Annotated in this window: 14 protein-coding genes; 2 read left to right on the top strand and 12 right to left on the bottom strand. The window is 65.9% G+C overall.

The window, feature by feature from the left end; all coding sequences use genetic code 11:
- Positions 1–281: 281 nt before the first annotated feature.
- The 7 genes from AZSI13_RS18285 to AZSI13_RS01845 all read right to left on the bottom strand — a co-directional run bounded on the left by AZSI13_RS18285 (position 282) and on the right by AZSI13_RS01845 (position 6,239).
- On the bottom strand, positions 282–1,406 hold the full coding sequence (locus tag AZSI13_RS18285; protein ID WP_109039485.1) for a methyl-accepting chemotaxis protein: 1,125 nt from the start codon (positions 1,404–1,406) through the stop codon (positions 282–284).
- Between the two features lie 99 nt (positions 1,407–1,505).
- Positions 1,506–1,865 (bottom strand): DMT family protein, encoded by a 360-nt coding sequence (locus AZSI13_RS01870; protein ID WP_109039484.1) that lies wholly within the window; start codon positions 1,863–1,865, stop codon positions 1,506–1,508.
- A complete protein-coding gene (gene folK / locus AZSI13_RS01865; RefSeq protein ID WP_109039483.1) occupies positions 1,862–2,335 on the bottom strand; it encodes a 2-amino-4-hydroxy-6-hydroxymethyldihydropteridine diphosphokinase in 474 nt (157 codons plus the stop codon). Before folK ends, AZSI13_RS01870 begins: the two co-directional genes overlap by 4 nt.
- A gap of 10 nt (positions 2,336–2,345) precedes the next feature.
- Positions 2,346–3,704 carry a polynucleotide adenylyltransferase PcnB gene (pcnB, locus tag AZSI13_RS01860; RefSeq protein WP_109039482.1) on the bottom strand — a complete coding sequence of 453 codons (1,359 nt, stop codon included), beginning with the start codon at positions 3,702–3,704 and terminating at the stop codon, positions 2,346–2,348.
- A 69-nt stretch (positions 3,705–3,773) separates the two neighbouring features.
- Complete coding sequence (locus AZSI13_RS01855; protein ID WP_109039481.1) at positions 3,774–4,451, bottom strand: HAD family phosphatase; 678 nt, start codon at positions 4,449–4,451, stop codon at positions 3,774–3,776.
- Positions 4,448–5,143 carry a DnaA regulatory inactivator Hda gene (gene hda / locus AZSI13_RS01850; protein WP_235609594.1) on the bottom strand — a complete coding sequence of 232 codons (696 nt, stop codon included), beginning with the start codon at positions 5,141–5,143 and terminating at the stop codon, positions 4,448–4,450. The genes AZSI13_RS01855 and hda overlap by 4 nt, the downstream gene beginning before the upstream one ends.
- 16 nt (positions 5,144–5,159) lie before the next feature.
- Positions 5,160–6,239 (bottom strand): AI-2E family transporter, encoded by a 1,080-nt coding sequence (locus tag AZSI13_RS01845; protein WP_235609593.1) that lies wholly within the window; start codon positions 6,237–6,239, stop codon positions 5,160–5,162.
- A gap of 73 nt (positions 6,240–6,312) precedes the next feature.
- Between AZSI13_RS01845 and purM the strand changes: the two genes are divergently transcribed.
- Together purM and AZSI13_RS01835 are read left to right on the top strand one after the other, a co-directional pair.
- Positions 6,313–7,362 carry a phosphoribosylformylglycinamidine cyclo-ligase gene (gene purM / locus AZSI13_RS01840; RefSeq protein ID WP_109039478.1) on the top strand — a complete coding sequence of 350 codons (1,050 nt, stop codon included), beginning with the start codon at positions 6,313–6,315 and terminating at the stop codon, positions 7,360–7,362.
- A gap of 195 nt (positions 7,363–7,557) precedes the next feature.
- A complete protein-coding gene (locus AZSI13_RS01835; protein WP_109039477.1) occupies positions 7,558–7,875 on the top strand; it encodes a c-type cytochrome in 318 nt (105 codons plus the stop codon).
- A gap of 123 nt (positions 7,876–7,998) precedes the next feature.
- Here AZSI13_RS01835 and AZSI13_RS01830 read toward each other — a convergent pair whose 3' ends face one another.
- From AZSI13_RS01830 to uvrA, 5 genes are all read right to left on the bottom strand, one after another.
- On the bottom strand, positions 7,999–8,652 hold the full coding sequence (locus AZSI13_RS01830) for a lactate utilization protein C (RefSeq protein WP_109039476.1): 654 nt from the start codon (positions 8,650–8,652) through the stop codon (positions 7,999–8,001).
- Positions 8,652–10,064 carry a LutB/LldF family L-lactate oxidation iron-sulfur protein gene (locus tag AZSI13_RS01825; RefSeq protein WP_109039475.1) on the bottom strand — a complete coding sequence of 471 codons (1,413 nt, stop codon included), beginning with the start codon at positions 10,062–10,064 and terminating at the stop codon, positions 8,652–8,654. Before AZSI13_RS01825 ends, AZSI13_RS01830 begins: the two co-directional genes overlap by 1 nt.
- 52 nt (positions 10,065–10,116) lie before the next feature.
- Positions 10,117–10,845 (bottom strand): (Fe-S)-binding protein, encoded by a 729-nt coding sequence (locus AZSI13_RS01820; RefSeq protein ID WP_109039474.1) that lies wholly within the window; start codon positions 10,843–10,845, stop codon positions 10,117–10,119.
- A gap of 118 nt (positions 10,846–10,963) precedes the next feature.
- On the bottom strand, positions 10,964–11,332 hold the full coding sequence (locus AZSI13_RS01815; RefSeq protein WP_109039473.1) for a diacylglycerol kinase: 369 nt from the start codon (positions 11,330–11,332) through the stop codon (positions 10,964–10,966).
- Positions 11,333–11,341: 9 nt separating this feature from the next.
- Positions 11,342–14,161: an excinuclease ABC subunit UvrA gene (uvrA, locus tag AZSI13_RS01810; protein WP_109039472.1), complete on the bottom strand. Its 2,820-nt coding sequence runs from the start codon at positions 14,159–14,161 to the stop codon at positions 11,342–11,344.
- Positions 14,162–14,227 lie beyond the last annotated feature (66 nt).

Here is a 14,227-nt window from a genome sequence, read left to right as displayed (position 1 = left end):
CCCGATGCCCACCCGGCCTGGTTCGGCCTGCCGGTGGGTGCTGTCGGCGGCCATCCCGGTCCGCCGAGGTGTTGCACCGAATGGGTGCAGTGGAGCGCCGCATTCTATCCCCAAACTGGCGGGAGGCAAGTGCCCGGCCGCAGCCTGCCCGGGCCGGTGGGGGGCGAGAGGGGCAGGGAGCGTCATGGTCGGGCGGCAGATCAAAAAAACGTGCCGGGTCGAGCCCGGCAGCGGAGCTATGGTACGGCAGGCGGCAGCCGATGACTAGGGGCCGCCGGGGCTCAATGTTCCATGCAGAGGATTTCCGGCGCACCTTCGCCGGCCAGGGCCATGCGTTCCAGGCAGGCCAGCACGTCGTCGGAGGCCACCTCCATGTGCTCCAGCAGGGCCACGCCACCGTCGAAGTCACCCAGGCGCAGGCGCTCCAGGGCTTCCTTGCCGCTCTTGTGCACATTGATGTGGGGCGTTTCCAGGGCCCGGTAGCCGTCCAGCTGGGAGAAGCATTCCCGGCCTTCGCCCTCGTAGTACCACTTGCCCAGGCGGCAGGCGGTGTGGGCGGCGAAGTCGTCGGGGCGCTTCTGGGAGGCGCCCATGAAGACCTTGTAGACCTCGAACTTGAAAACCAGGTGGTCCAGCTTGGCCAGTTCCGTAAAGCTGCGCAGGGCGGCGACGGCGACGGCGGTTTCGATGCCCTTGGAGAGGCCGATGATGTTGTCCAGATCCTCGGTGGCGCGCTGGCCCTGGTCGCTGGAGCTTTCCGCCTCCCGGGCCAGGGCGGAGATGCTGCCGTGGGCGGAAACCGTGTCGCGGCGGATGGCGCCCACCAGGCCGGAGATTTCGTTGGTGGCGGTGGCCGTGCGCTCGGCCAGCTTGCGGACTTCATCGGCCACCACGGCAAAACCGCGGCCTGCTTCCCCGGCCCGGGCTGCCTCGATGGCGGCGTTGAGGGCGAGGAGATTGGTCTGGTCGGCGATTTCCTTGATCAGGTTGAGGATGCTGCCGATTTTCTCGGTGCTGGCGTTGAGCCCGTCCACCTGGCCCATGGTGACCTGGGATTGCTGGGCGAGCAGTCCCAGGTTGGCGCTGATGTTGTGCATCTGCACCTGGCTGTCGGCGGTGATCTTGCCGGCCGTCACCGCAGATTCCTTCTCGGCCTTGAGGTGATTGGCCATGAGGGCCATGGTCTGCTGGGAATTGGCCAGGCTGCTGCCGAAGCGTTCCATGTTGTGCAGCAGCTTTTCCCAGCCCCGTGCCACGGCCTGGGCGGCCTGGCACTGGGTTTGTGCATTCTGCTGGTCGGTTTCGAGGCGGGCGACCTGTTGCCGCAAATTATCGTTTTCACTGCGCAGGCTGGCCAGGGAGGCCTCCAGATCACGCAGACGCTGGCTGTTTCCAAAGAGTGCCACTTGATTCGCTCCTACCCGCGAGGGGATTCGGTTTGCTGAAAAGTGGCGGCATCATATCCAAAAAGTCTTATATTCGAATATGAAATAAATCTCACCGGATTAGCTGCGGAAAATGAAATATACGGCCCCGAGCAGGCACAGCCCGGCCCACAGGTAATCCAGCTTGAGGGGCTGCTGCATGTAGAAGACCACGAAGGGTACGAAAATGGTCAGGGTGATGGCTTCCTGGAGGATTTTCAGCTGGGCCAGGGAGAGGTCGGTGTGGCCGATGCGATTGGCCGGTACCTGCAGCAGGTATTCGAAGAGGGCGATGCCCCAGGAGGCCAGGGCGGCGATCCACCAGGGCTTGTCTGCCAGGTTCTTGAGGTGGGCGTACCAGGCGAAGGTCATGAAGACGTTGGAGGCCGACAGCAGCAGCACCGTCTTCCACAGGACCGGCAGTTCACTCCACAGATTCATAGCTTCTCGATGCGCTGGTTAGCCACCGCCGGTAGCCAGGCGGCAACGCTGCCGCGACCCGGCAAGGCCAGGTCCGGAGCGATCTCCGCCAGGGGGACGAGGACAAAGGCCCGCAGGTGCAGGCGGGGGTGGGGCAGGGTCAGGTCCGGCGACGCCAGCACCGTCTCGCCGTGCAGCAGGAGGTCCAGGTCCAGGGTCCGGGGGGCGTTGCGATAGCTGCGGCTGCGGCCGAAGCGGGCCTCCACGGCGAACAGGCTTTGCAACAGGGCGTGGGGCGACAGGTTCGTCAGGACTTCGGCCACGGCATTGACGTAGTCCGGGCCGTCGGCGCCGATAGGGGCGGTACGGTAGAGGGACGAGGGGCGGACCCGGGCAATGCCTGGTTCGGCGCCCAGGGCCGCCAGGGCAGCCCGCAGCTGGGCCGCCGGGTCTTCCAGATTGGCGCCCAGGGCGATGAAGGCGCGATGCACCGCCGTTGCCTCAGGCGTCGGCAGCGGGGGCGCCGTTGGCCGGCTTCTTGCGGCGCCGGCGGCGCTTCTTGGCTTCGTCCTTGGGGGGCGGCAGCAGCAGGGTCTGGCGGGCGTCGCCATCGCTGTTGAGGAAGTTGCGCCACCAGTCGGCCAGTTCCTGGGGCACTTCGCCGGAGGCGGCGCGCAGCAGCAGGAAATCGTAGCCGGCCTTGAAACGGGGCTGCTCCAGCAGAGCATAGGGGCGCTTGCCGGAACGGGCTTCGAAACGAGGTTGCAGGGCCCAGATGTCCTTGATGTCGCCGGCGATGCGGCGGGTGATGGCGAGCTTCTCCGCCTGCACGTCCAGCACCTCGTCCATGGCGGCGAAGAGGGCGGGGATGGGGCGCTCGCCCTTGGCCTTGATCTTTTCCCATTGGCCCAGCACTTCATGCCAGAGCAGGGTGGCGAAGAGGAAGCCGGGGGAGGTGGGCTTGCCGGCCTGCACCCGCTCGTCGGTGTTGGCCAGGGCCAGCATGACGAAGCGTTCGCCCAGGGGCTGTTCCAGGATGACGTCGAGCAGGGGCAGCAGGCCGTGGTGCAGGCCTTCTTCCCGCAGTTGCTTGACGCAGCGCACGGCGTAGCCGGAGGTCAGCAGCTTGAGCATTTCATCGAAGAGGCGGGCCGGCGGCACGTTCTCGATGAGTTCGGACATTTCGCGGATGGGGCGGCGGGCGGTGGGGTCGATGGCCAGGCCCAGCTTGGCGCCGAGGCGCACGGCGCGCAACATGCGCACAGGGTCTTCCCGGTAGCGCACCTTGGGGTCGCCGATCATGCGCAGGGTCTTCTGCTTCAGGTCGGCCACGCCATGGTGGTAGTCGTGGATGGTTTCGTCCGCCGGGTCGTAGTACAGGGCGTTCACCGTGAAGTCGCGGCGCTCCGCATCCTCGGCCATGGAGCCAAAGACATTGTCCCGCAGTACCCGGCCATGTTCATCGGTGGGCGCATCGTCGGCATGGATGGCGCGGAAGGTGGTCACTTCCAGGGTTTCGGCCCCCATCATGACGTGCACGATCTGGAAGCGCCGGCCGATGATGCGGGAACGGCGGAAGCAGGCCCGCACCTGCTCCGGCGTGGCGTTGGTGGCCACGTCGAAGTCCTTGGGCGGAATGCCGGCCAGCAGGTCGCGTACCGCGCCGCCCACCACGTAGGCCTTGTAGCCGGCCTTCTGCAGGCCTTCGACGGTGCGCCGCGCGCCCGAACTGAGCTGTTCGCGGCGGACGCCGTGGTTCTTGACGGGAATGACGGCGGCGGCATCGTTGCCGCCCCGGGGGCTGCGGGGGGATGTCGCCGGCTTGGCGCCGAAGACCCGGGAAATCAGTTTGCGGATCATGGAGGGGGTTTGGGCAATCTGGCGGTCAGGCCGCCTGAAAAAACAAGGAATTATAGCGGCATGAGTGCATCAGCGCAGGCTGATGATCGGCCAGCCGCGCTTTTGCGCTTCGGCCTGCAATACCGGGTCCGGGTCCACCGCCACGGGGCGGCTGACCTTTTCCAGCAGCGGCAGGTCGTTGCGGGAGTCGCTGTAGAACCAGCTGTCGGCGAAGCAGCCCCAGCCCAGGCCCTGGGCTTCCAGCCATTCCTCGACCCGGGTGATCTTGCCGTCCTGGAAGGAAGGGGTGCCGCGCACGCCGCCGGTGAACTGGCCGTCCTTCTGCTCCGGGATGGTGGCGATGAGGTGGTGAATACCGAATTCCCGGGCCACCGGGCCGGTGACGAAGGCATTGGTGGCCGTCACCAGCAGCACCAGATCGCCCCGCGCCAGGTGTTCCTGCACCTTGGCCCGGGCCTTGGCGGTCATGATGGGGCGGATGTGGCGGGCCATGAACGCCTCGTGCCAGGCATCCAGCTGGGCGCGGGAGTGGCGGGCCAGGGGCTTCAGCTGGAAATCGAGGAATTCGTAGATGTCCAGGTTGCCGGCCTTGTACTGCTCGTAGAATTTTTCGTTCTGGGCGGCGTGGATTTCAGCGTCCAGGGCGCCCTGGCTGATGAGGAACTGGGCCCATTCGAAATCGCTGTCGCCAGCCAGCAGGGTGTTGTCGAGATCGAACAGGGCGAGGTTGAGGCTTGCAGAAGTCATGGTGCTTTCGGTGCCTGGGTTGCGATGGCCCCGTCCCCTGCGTGCTGCAGGACTTCCCGCAGCAGGGGCAAGGTGATGGGGCGCTGGTGTTCCAGGGAATAGCGGTCCAGGGCGGCCAGCAGGGCCGACAGGTTGCGCATGTCCCGGGAGCTGCGGTTCATCAGGTAGTTGAGGGCTTCCCGGGAGAGCTTGAGGCCCCGGTCCGCCGCCTGGGCGGAGAGGGCGGCCAGCTTTTCCGCATCGGAAAGGGGGCGCAGGCGGAAGATCAGGGCCGAGCCCAGACGGGTGCGCAGGTCTTCCCGTACCGCTAGGGCTGCCGGGGGCTGCTCCGCCGCCACCAGCAGCTTGCCCGGCAGGCCGTTTTCCACCGCCAGGCGCAGACGGTTGAAGTGGTTGAAGAGGGCGATCTGGCCAGCATCGGAGAGCGCCTGCACGTTGTCCACCGCCAGCCCGTCCGTCTCCGGGGGAATGGCCGCCAGGTCGGCGTCGGCGGCACCGTCCACATACAACAGGCCGGAGGCCTGGAGCAGGTGGCTCTTGCCGCTGCCCGCCTCGCCCCACAGCAGAAACAGGGGCTGGGCGCCGGAGAACCAGTCGGCCAGGGCCGCCAGGGCTTCTTCATTGCCGTCCGGCACGAAATTGGCCAGGGAGGGCGGGGATTCGGGCATCAGGTCCAGCAGCAGTTGGCGCATGGGGGAGCGCATGTCCTTAGGAATTCAGATAAAAAGAACTGGTCTTGTACTGGCGCTTCATTTCCCGCAGGCCCACCAGCAGGGCGGCGGAAGCCGGCAAAGCCATGAGGATGCCGAAAAAGCCGAAGAGCTGGCCGAAGGCCATGAGGGCGAAAATCACCGCCACCGGGTGCAGGCCGATGCGCTCTCCCACCAACCAGGGGGTGAGGGCGACGCTTTCGAGCAATTGTCCGCCGCCATAGACCACTGCCACGCCGATCAGCGGTGTCATGCCCTGGAATTGCAGCACGGCGGCCAGCAGGGCCAGGCCCAGGCCAAAGGCGAAGCCCACGTAGGGGATGAAAATGAGAAGGCCGGTGAGCAGGCCCACGGGCAGCGCGAATTCCAGACCGGCCAGCCACAGGCCCAGGCTGTAATAGACCGCCAGGAGCAGCATCACCGCCAGCTGGCCGCGCAGGAATTCTGCCAGCACCGCATCCACCTCGCCGGCCAGGCGCAGGGCGAGGGCATGGAAGCGGCGGGGGATCAGGTCTTCCACCCGGGCCAGCAGGCCGTCCCAGTCCTTCAGCAGGTAGAACATGACCACCGGCAGGAGCAGCAGGTTGGCGACGAAGGCCATCAGCAACAGGCCGCTACTGCCCAGGGTGGTCAGCACGTGGCCCAGTACCTGCTGGGCGGCCTCCTGGTTCTTGCGCAGCAGGGCATTGAAACTGGCCGGGTCGAGGGGCAGGTCGATACCGAAACGCTTTTGCAGCCACGGGTCCAGCTTGTTCTGCAACAGGGAGAGGGCGGCCGGTAGCCGGTCGGCGATGAGGGCGCTTTCCTTTTGCAGCAGGGGCACCAGGGTCAGGGCCAGCAGCACCAGGGCACCGATCAGGCCGAGGATCACCAGCAGGGCGGCCAGGGCCCGGGGGATGCGCCGCCGGGCCAGCCAGGCGGTGGCCGGGTTGCCGATGTACGCCAGGATCGCGGCCAGCAGGAAAGGCGTGAGAATCGGGGAAAGCCGCAACAGGAGCCACGCGCAGCCCCCGGCAAAGCCGAGCCAGAGCAGGGCTTGCAGGCGTTGGGTGAGGATGTCGGGCCGGAGGTCGGGCATTTGGGCTAAAATACGTGTTTTCAATCGCTTTTTGGCGCCCATTCTATCACCCGGGTGCCGCGCCTTCCCCACCATGAGCCAAGACACCAGCAAGACTTCCCTTTCCTATCGTGATGCCGGCGTGGACATCGATGCCGGCGACGAGCTCGTCGAGCGCATCAAGCCCTTCGCCAAGAAAACCATGCGCGAAGGCGTGTTGGCCGGTATCGGCGGCTTCGGCGCCCTCTTTGAAGTGCCGAAAAAGTACAAGGAGCCGGTGCTGGTTTCCGGTACCGACGGCGTGGGCACCAAGCTCAAGCTGGCCTTCCAGCTCAATCGCCATGACACCGTGGGTATCGACCTGGTGGCCATGAGCGTGAACGACATCCTGGTGCAGGGTGCCGAGCCCCTCTTCTTCCTCGACTATTTCGCCTGCGGCAAGCTGACCGTGGATGCGGCCGCCGACGTCATCAAGGGCATCGCCACCGGCTGCGAACAGGCTGGTTGCGCGCTTATCGGTGGCGAAACCGCCGAAATGCCCGGCATGTACCCGGATGGTGAATACGACCTGGCCGGCTTCGCCGTTGGTGCCGCCGAAAAGAGCAAGCTCATCGACGGCAAGTCCATCGTTCCCGGTGACGTCGTGCTGGGCCTGGGCTCCCATGGCGCCCATTCCAATGGTTACTCCCTGGTACGCAAGATCATCGAGCGTTCCGGTGCCGATCTCAATGCCAAGTTCGATGGCGACGCCACCCTGGCCGATGCCGTGATGGCGCCCACCCGCATCTACGTGAAGCCCCTGCTGGCCTTGCTGCAGACCCTGCCGGTCAAGGGCATGGCCCACATCACCGGCGGCGGCCTGACCGAGAACGTACCCCGGGTGCTGCCGGAAAATACCGTGGCCATCCTCGACAAGGCTGCCTGGCAGCGTCCCAAGCTGTTCGACTGGCTGCAGACCGAAGGCAACGTCAGCGATGACGAAATGCACCGCGTCTTCAACTGCGGTATCGGTATGGTGGTGGTGGTGGCCCAGGAACACGCCCGCCAGGCCATCCAGCTGTTGCAGGCTGCCGGCGAAAAGGTGTGGCAGATCGGCGACATTCGCGCCCGCCAGGGTGACGAAGCCCAGACCCAGGTGCGCTGAGCGGGTAACGCTGAGTTCATTCCTGCGGAAGCCCGGCTGATTGCCGCCGGGGCCTCCGCCAAGCAAAGGGGCCGTTTTTGCGGCCCCTTTGCTTTTGTCGGGCTGCCGGGTCCGGTGCCCACGGGACTTGCCCGGGCGCCAAAGCCCGGGCAAGCTATGACTTTCTCATAACAACAAACGACTTGGAGGTATGAAGTGAGTAAATCCGCTGTCATCGTTACCGGCCTGCTCCTGGCCGCCGGCCTGTCCGCCACCCCGGCCCTGGCTTCCGAAGACCTGGCCAAGGCCAAACTGTGCGTTGGCTGCCATCAGGTCAACGCCAAGGTGCTGGGCCCCAGCTACAAGGACGTGGCGCAGAAATACGCCGGCGTGAAGACGGCCGAAGCCGATCTGGCGAAGAAGATTCGTGGTGGTAGCAAGGGCGTCTGGGGCGGTGCCGAAATGCCCCCCAACCCCGCCATCTCCGAAGCCGATGCGGCCACCCTGGCCAAGTGGATTCTCAGCCTGAAGTGATGTCAGGCGGTTCCTGAACCGGCCCCGGGCCGGGACAGCAAAGAAAAAGCCGGCGTTGTATTTGCCGGCTTTTTCTTTTTCCCTTGCCTGCCTCAGCGGGCTGCAAGGTTGGGTGGCAGTACTTTAGCCGACCAGAATCAGATGCACCCGGTAAGGGCCGTGGGCACCGAGGGTTACGGTCTGCTCGATATCGGCGGTGCGGGAGGGGCCGGAAACGAAATTGGTGGCCCGGGGCGCTTCGCCCTTCTCGCTGCGCAGCAGGGCGAAGCCGTCTTCCATCAGGGGTACCACCCGCTCCACCGGCACCACGGCGATGTGGGTCTCGGGCAGCAGGCTGGTGGCTGCCGGCGTATCGGCGCCGGAAAGCAGCATCAGGGTGCCGGTATCGGCCACGGCACAGAAGGTGGAAGTGATGCCCACCAGATCGTCGCCCCGGGAGGGGCGGGCTTCCACGGCCAGACCGGCGGCAGCCCAGGGCTGGTCCGCCAGGGTGGGCCAACAGACGGCCCGGGTGGGCAATTGGCGGGAGATCAGATAGGCGGCCGCCGCTGCCGGCACCTCGGCCCAGGAGGCCACCCGCTCCACCGTGGAGGAAAGGGCCGTGGCCCGTTCGGTGAAGCGTTGCAGCACGCCTTCATGACTGTTGCGCCAGTCGCCCTGGGAGGCCGGCCCCCGAGGGGAAGCCTGCAGATGGGCAGCAACGGCGCTGGTATCGGCAGGGCCGCTGCGGCCGATGGAGGCGCGGATGCGGCCGAGGATCAGATCACGGGAACTCATCAGTGCAACTCCTTCTTGGCCCGGTACAGTTCCCGGAAGGTCTTGCCCGCCGGGGCCGGGAAGTCCCGCCCGTCGGTCCAGCCGCCGGCCAGGGGCAGGCGGTGGATCAGCTTTTCCTCGCCGCCCAGGCCTTTCAGGAAGCGGGCCGCAATGGCCGTGCCCAGGCCGTAGAGCCAGGGCTGGCTGGCGCTCCAGCCCCACAGCTTGAGGGCCAGGCGTTCCGTCCAGGGCCGCAGGCCGGCGTCCACCTGCATTTCCCGCTCCTTGCGCATCAGCTCCGGCAGGGGGATGCGCACCGGGCAGACGGCGCTGCATTGGCCGCAGCCGGTGGCGGTGTGGGGCAGTTCGTGGGCGTGTTCCATGCCGGCGTAGCTGGGGGTCAGCACCGAGCCCATGGGGCCGGGGTACACCCAGCCGTAGGCATGGCCACCGACGGCCTGGTACACCGGGCAGTGGTTCATGCAGGCACCGCAGCGGATGCAGCGCAGCATCTCCTTCAGTTCAGAGCCCAGCACCCGGGAGCGACCGTTATCGAGCAGGACGATGTGGAACTGCTCGGGGCCGTCGCTATCGCCGCTGCCGGCGACGCCGGTATTCATGGAGACGTAGTTGGTGATGGCCTGGCCCGTGGCGGAGCGGGGCAAGAGGCGCAGCAGCACCGACAGGTCCTCCAGGGTCGGCACCACCTTCTCGATGCCGGTGAGGGCTACGTGGATGCGCGGTACGGTGGTGCACAGGCGGCCGTTGCCCTCGTTGGTGACGATCACCGTGGAGCCGGTTTCGGCCACCAGGAAGTTGGCGCCGGAGATGCCCATGTCGGCTGAAAGGAAGTGGGGCCGCAGGATTTCCCGAGCCTCCCGGCACAGAGCGCCGATGTCGGTCTGGCGCGGCTTGTGATGCTTGGCGTGGAACAGCTCGGTGATCTGCTCCCGGGTCTTGTGGATCACCGGAGCGACGATATGGGAGGGTGGCTCGTGATCATTGATCTGGAGGATGTATTCCCCCAGATCGGTCTCGATGGGGGTGACGCCCGCCGCTTCCAGGGCGTCGTTGAGGCCGCACTCCTCGCTCACCATGGACTTGGACTTGACCACCTTCTTCACGCCGTTCTTGTGGGCGATGTCCACGATGATGGCGTTGGCCTCGGCCGCGTCCTTGGCCCAATGGACCTGGGCACCGCGGCGGGTGGCTTCCTGCTCGAAGCGCTCCAGCCACAGGTCCAGGTTCTCCAGGGCCCGGTTGCGGATGTCGCGGCCGGCATCGCGCAGGGCCTCGAAGTCGCCGTACTCGGCGGCTGCGGCGGCCCGGTTGGGCACGAATTTCACCTGCACCAGCTTCAGGGCCTTCTGCAGTTCCTGGTCGGCCAGCGCCTCCCGGGCCCGGGCCTTGAAGTCGTTGGAGTGAATTTCCATGGAGAACCTTTAAGGAATGAAGGCCCGGCAAGGCGCCGGGCCGGGTGCGGGATCAGTCCAGTTTGCCGGCCAGCACTTCGGCCACGTGCAGCACCTGGGTCTTGCGGTCGCCCTTGCGGCGCAGGCGGCCTTCGATATTGAGCAGGCAGCCCAGGTCGCCGCCGACGATGGCGTCGGCCCCGGTGGCGCAGGCGTTCTCGCACTTGTTGTCGGCCAGCTTGCTGGAAATGTCGCCGAACTTGAGGGAGAAGGTGCCGCCGAAGCCGCAGCAGGTCTCGGCCTCGCTCATTTCCTTGATTTCCACCTGGCCCATCTTGCCAAGGAGCTGGCGGGGCTGCTGCTTGATGCCCAGTTCCCGCAGGCCGGAACAGGAGTCGTGGTAGGTGATGCTGCCGGCGAAGTCGCCAGGTACGCTTTCCAGCTTGGCCACGTTCACCAGGAAGTCGGTCAGTTCATAGGTGCTGGCGGCGAGCTTTTTGGCCTTGACCAGCAGGGCCGGATCGTCCTTGCACAGTTCTTCGTAGTGGGCGCGGATCATGCCGGCGCAGGAGCCGGAGGGCAGCACCACGTATTCGTAGCCGGAAAATTCGTCGATGACCTTGCGCGCCAGGGTCAGGGCGGTGGCCCGATCGCCGGAGTTGTAGGCGGGCTGGCCGCAGCAGGTCTGGGTCTCCGGCACTTCCACGGTGCAGCCGGCGAGTTTCAGCAGCTTCAGGGCGGCGAAGGCCACGTTGGGCCGCATCAGGTCCGCCAGACAGGTGACAAACAGGGCAACGCGCATTGCGCTTCCTTCCATGCAAAAGTGGCGCCACGATAGCGCCAGCAACGGTTGAAAAAAATTGGGGAAATCCCTTCGGGGCTGCCTGGAGCCGCCCCGGCCGGTCGGGATCAGTCGCGCATCAGTAAAGCAGGATCAGGCCCCAGAGGGTGCCCGTGGCCAGCAGGCTGAGCAGCACGGCGGCGCTGCCCAGATCCTTGGCCCGTTTGGAAAGGTCGTGGCGCTCGGGGGAAACCCGGTCCACCACCGCCTCGACGGCGGAGTTGAGCAGTTCCACCACCAGCACCATGAGGATGCTGGCTACCAGCAGGGCCTTTTCCAGGCCAGTCTTGCCCAGGTAGAGGCCCAGGGGAATGGCCACCAGGGCCAGCAGCACTTCCTCGCGGAAAGCCGCTTCATGGCGCCAGGCGGCCCCCAGGCCGTCCCGGGAATAGCCCAGGGCGTTCCACAGCCGTTCCAGGCCGGTCTTGCCCTTGTAGGGAGAGGTCATGGCGGCTCCTTAACGCTTCAAGAGGGGTTTGAGGAAGCGGCCAGTATGGCTTTCCGCCACCTTCACCACCGCTTCCGGCGCGCCGCTGGCGATGATGCGGCCGCCACCGCCGCCGCCCTCGGGACCTAGGTCCACCAGCCAGTCGGCGGTCTTGATCACGTCCAGGTTGTGCTCGATGACCACCACGGTGTTGCCGTGGTCGGCCAGGCGGTGCAGCACCTTGAGGAGCAGCTCGATGTCGTGGAAGTGTAGGCCCGTGGTGGGCTCGTCCAGGATGTAGAGGGTGCGGCCGGTGTCGCGCTTGGACAGTTCCAGGGCCAGCTTGACCCGCTGGGCCTCGCCGCCGGAGAGGGTGGTGGCGCTCTGGCCCAGGGTGATGTAGGAGAGGCCCACATCCACCAGGGTCTGCAGCTTGCGGGCCACCACCGGCACCGGGTCGAAGAATTCCCGGGCCTGCTCCACGGTCATCTGCAGCACGTCGTAGATGGACTTGCCCTTGTAGTGCACTTCCAGGGTTTCCCGGTTGTAGCGTTTGCCGTGGCAGACGTCGCAGGGCACGTAGATGTCCGGCAGGAAGTGCATTTCCACCTTGATCACGCCGTCGCCCTGGCAGGCCTCGCAGCGGCCGCCCTTGACGTTGAAGGAGAAGCGGCCCGGGCCGTAGCCCCGGGAGCGGGCTTCCGGCACCCCGGCGAACAGCTCGCGGATGGGGGTGAGGAGGCCCGTGTAGGTGGCCGGGTTGGAACGGGGAGTGCGGCCGATGGGGCTCTGGTCTACGTTGATCACCTTGTCGAAGTGATCCAGGCCGATGATTTCCTCATGTTCCGCCGGCTCCGTGGTGGAACCGTAGAGATGGTGGGCCGCCGCCGCGTAGAGGGTGTCGTTGATGAGGGTGGATTTGCCCGAGCCGGAAACCCCGGTGATGCAGGTCATCAGGCCCACCGGCAGCTCCAGGGTGACCTCCTTGAGGTTGTTGCCCTTGGCGCCGATGACCTGGAGCTTTTTCTCCGGGTCGGTCTGACGGCGCTTTTTCGGCACCTCGATTTTCTTGCGCCCGGCCAGGTAGTCGCCGGTCATGGAAGCCGGATTGTCGGTGACCTGCTGGGGCGTGCCTTCGGCGACGATGGCACCGCCATGCACCCCGGCGCCGGGGCCGATGTCTACCACGTAGTCGGCAGTGCGGATGGCGTCCTCGTCGTGTTCCACCACGATCACCGTGTTACCGATGTCCCGCAGCTGGCGCAGGGTGGCCAGCAGGCGGTCGTTGTCGCGCTGGTGAAGGCCGATGGAAGGCTCGTCCAGCACGTACATGACGCCGGTGAGGCCGGAGCCGATCTGGCTGGCCAGGCGGATACGCTGGGCCTCGCCGCCGGAGAGGGTCTCGGCGGAGCGGTCCAGGGAGAGGTAATCCAGGCCCACGTTGATGAGGAACTGCAGGCGGGAGGTGATTTCCTTGAGGATTTTCTCCGCCACCTGGGCCTTGTGGCCGGTGAGTTCCAGCTGCTCGAAGTAGTCCCGGGCACCGGCCAGGGGCAGGTGGCTGATTTCGTGCAGGGTCTTGCTGCCCACCTTCACATGGCGCGCCTCTTCCCGCAGGCGGGTGCCTTCGCAGGTGGGGCAGGTGGTGTTGCTGATGTACTTGGCCAGTTCTTCGCGCACCGCCAGGGAGTCGGTTTCCTTGTAGCGCCGCTCCAGGTTGGGAATGATGCCTTCGAAGGCATGTTCCTTGACCACCAGCTTGCCCCGCTCGTTCATGTACTGGAAGGGCAGCATGTCGCTGCCGGAGCCGTACAGCACCAGCTTCTGCACCTTCTCGCTCAGTTCGTTGAAGGGCGTTTCCACGTCGAAATCGTAGAAGGCCGCCAGGGATTGGACCATCTGGAAATAGAACTGGTTGCGCTTGTCCCAGCCCCGGATGGCGCCGGCGGCCAGGGAGAGGTCCGGATGGGCCACCACCCGCTTCGGGTCGAAGAACTGGATCACCCCCAGGCCGTCGCACTTGGGGCAGGCGCCCATGGGGTTGTTGAAGGAGAACAGGCGCGGCTCCAGTTCCTGCAGGGCGTAGGAGCAGATGGGGCAGGCAAACTTGGCGGAGAAGAGGTGCTCTTGGTTGCTCTCCATCTCCAGGGCGATGGCCCGGCCGTCGGCGTGGCGCAGGGCGGTCTCGAAGGACTCGGCCAGGCGCTGGCGCATGTCTTCCCGCACCTTGAGGCGGTCCACCACCACGTCGATGTTGTGCTTCTGGGTCTTGTTCAGCTTGGGCAGGGCGTCGATCTCGTAGATCGTGCCGTCCACCCGCAGGCGCACGAAGCCCTGGGCCCGCAGTTCGGCGAAGAGGTCCAGCTGTTCACCCTTGCGGTTGGCCACCACCGGCGCCAGGATCATCAGCTTGGTCTCTTCCGGCAGGGCCAGCACGTGGTCCACCATCTGGGATACGGTCTGTGCCTCCAGGGGCTCGCCGTGTTCCGGGCAATAGGGGGTGCCGGCCCGGGCGTAGAGTAGGCGCAGGTAATCGTGGATTTCCGTTACCGTACCCACGGTGGAGCGGGGGTTGTGGCTGGTGGCCTTCTGTTCGATGGAAATGGCCGGGGAGAGGCCCTCGATCAGGTCCACGTCGGGCTTTTCCATCAGCTGCAGGAACTGGCGGGCGTAGGCCGAGAGGGATTCCACATAGCGGCGCTGGCCCTCGGCGTAGAGGGTGTCGAAAGCCAGGGAAGACTTGCCGGAGCCGGAGAGGCCAGTGATCACGATCAGCTTGTCCCGGGGCAGGTCCAGGCTGATGTTCTTGAGGTTATGGGTCCGCGCGCCGCGGATTTTGATTTCGTCCATGGGGGTGCTTTGCTCGATTGGAGGCAACCGGTAACTATACCCCCCTGGCTTGACGAAAGGGAGTTT

The organism is Azospira sp. I13 (genome assembly GCF_003112695.1).
GTDB lineage: Bacteria > Pseudomonadota > Gammaproteobacteria > Burkholderiales > Rhodocyclaceae > Azospira.
Note: the sequence above shows the minus strand (reverse complement) of the source record. Positions and strands in the feature narration are given on the sequence as shown.

What these genes read in the sequence shown, in the direction of transcription:
- pcnB (WP_109039482.1), bottom strand. Translation starts at nt 3,704, where the DNA reads ATGATCCGCAAACTGATTTCCCGGGTCTTCGGCGCCAAGCCGGCGACA.
- AZSI13_RS01845 (WP_235609593.1), bottom strand. Translation starts at nt 6,239, where the DNA reads ATGCCCGACCTCCGGCCCGACATCCTCACCCAACGCCTGCAAGCCCTG.
- purM (WP_109039478.1), top strand. Translation starts at nt 6,313, where the DNA reads ATGAGCCAAGACACCAGCAAGACTTCCCTTTCCTATCGTGATGCCGGC.
- AZSI13_RS01855 (WP_109039481.1), bottom strand. Translation starts at nt 4,451, where the DNA reads ATGACTTCTGCAAGCCTCAACCTCGCCCTGTTCGATCTCGACAACACC.
- AZSI13_RS01815 (WP_109039473.1), bottom strand. Translation starts at nt 11,332, where the DNA reads ATGACCTCTCCCTACAAGGGCAAGACCGGCCTGGAACGGCTGTGGAAC.
- AZSI13_RS01825 (WP_109039475.1), bottom strand. Translation starts at nt 10,064, where the DNA reads ATGGAAATTCACTCCAACGACTTCAAGGCCCGGGCCCGGGAGGCGCTG.
- AZSI13_RS01830 (WP_109039476.1), bottom strand. Translation starts at nt 8,652, where the DNA reads ATGAGTTCCCGTGATCTGATCCTCGGCCGCATCCGCGCCTCCATCGGC.
- AZSI13_RS01820 (WP_109039474.1), bottom strand. Translation starts at nt 10,845, where the DNA reads ATGCGCGTTGCCCTGTTTGTCACCTGTCTGGCGGACCTGATGCGGCCC.
- AZSI13_RS01870 (WP_109039484.1), bottom strand. Translation starts at nt 1,865, where the DNA reads ATGAATCTGTGGAGTGAACTGCCGGTCCTGTGGAAGACGGTGCTGCTG.
- uvrA (WP_109039472.1), bottom strand. Translation starts at nt 14,161, where the DNA reads ATGGACGAAATCAAAATCCGCGGCGCGCGGACCCATAACCTCAAGAAC.
- hda (WP_235609594.1), bottom strand. Translation starts at nt 5,143, where the DNA reads ATGCGCCAACTGCTGCTGGACCTGATGCCCGAATCCCCGCCCTCCCTG.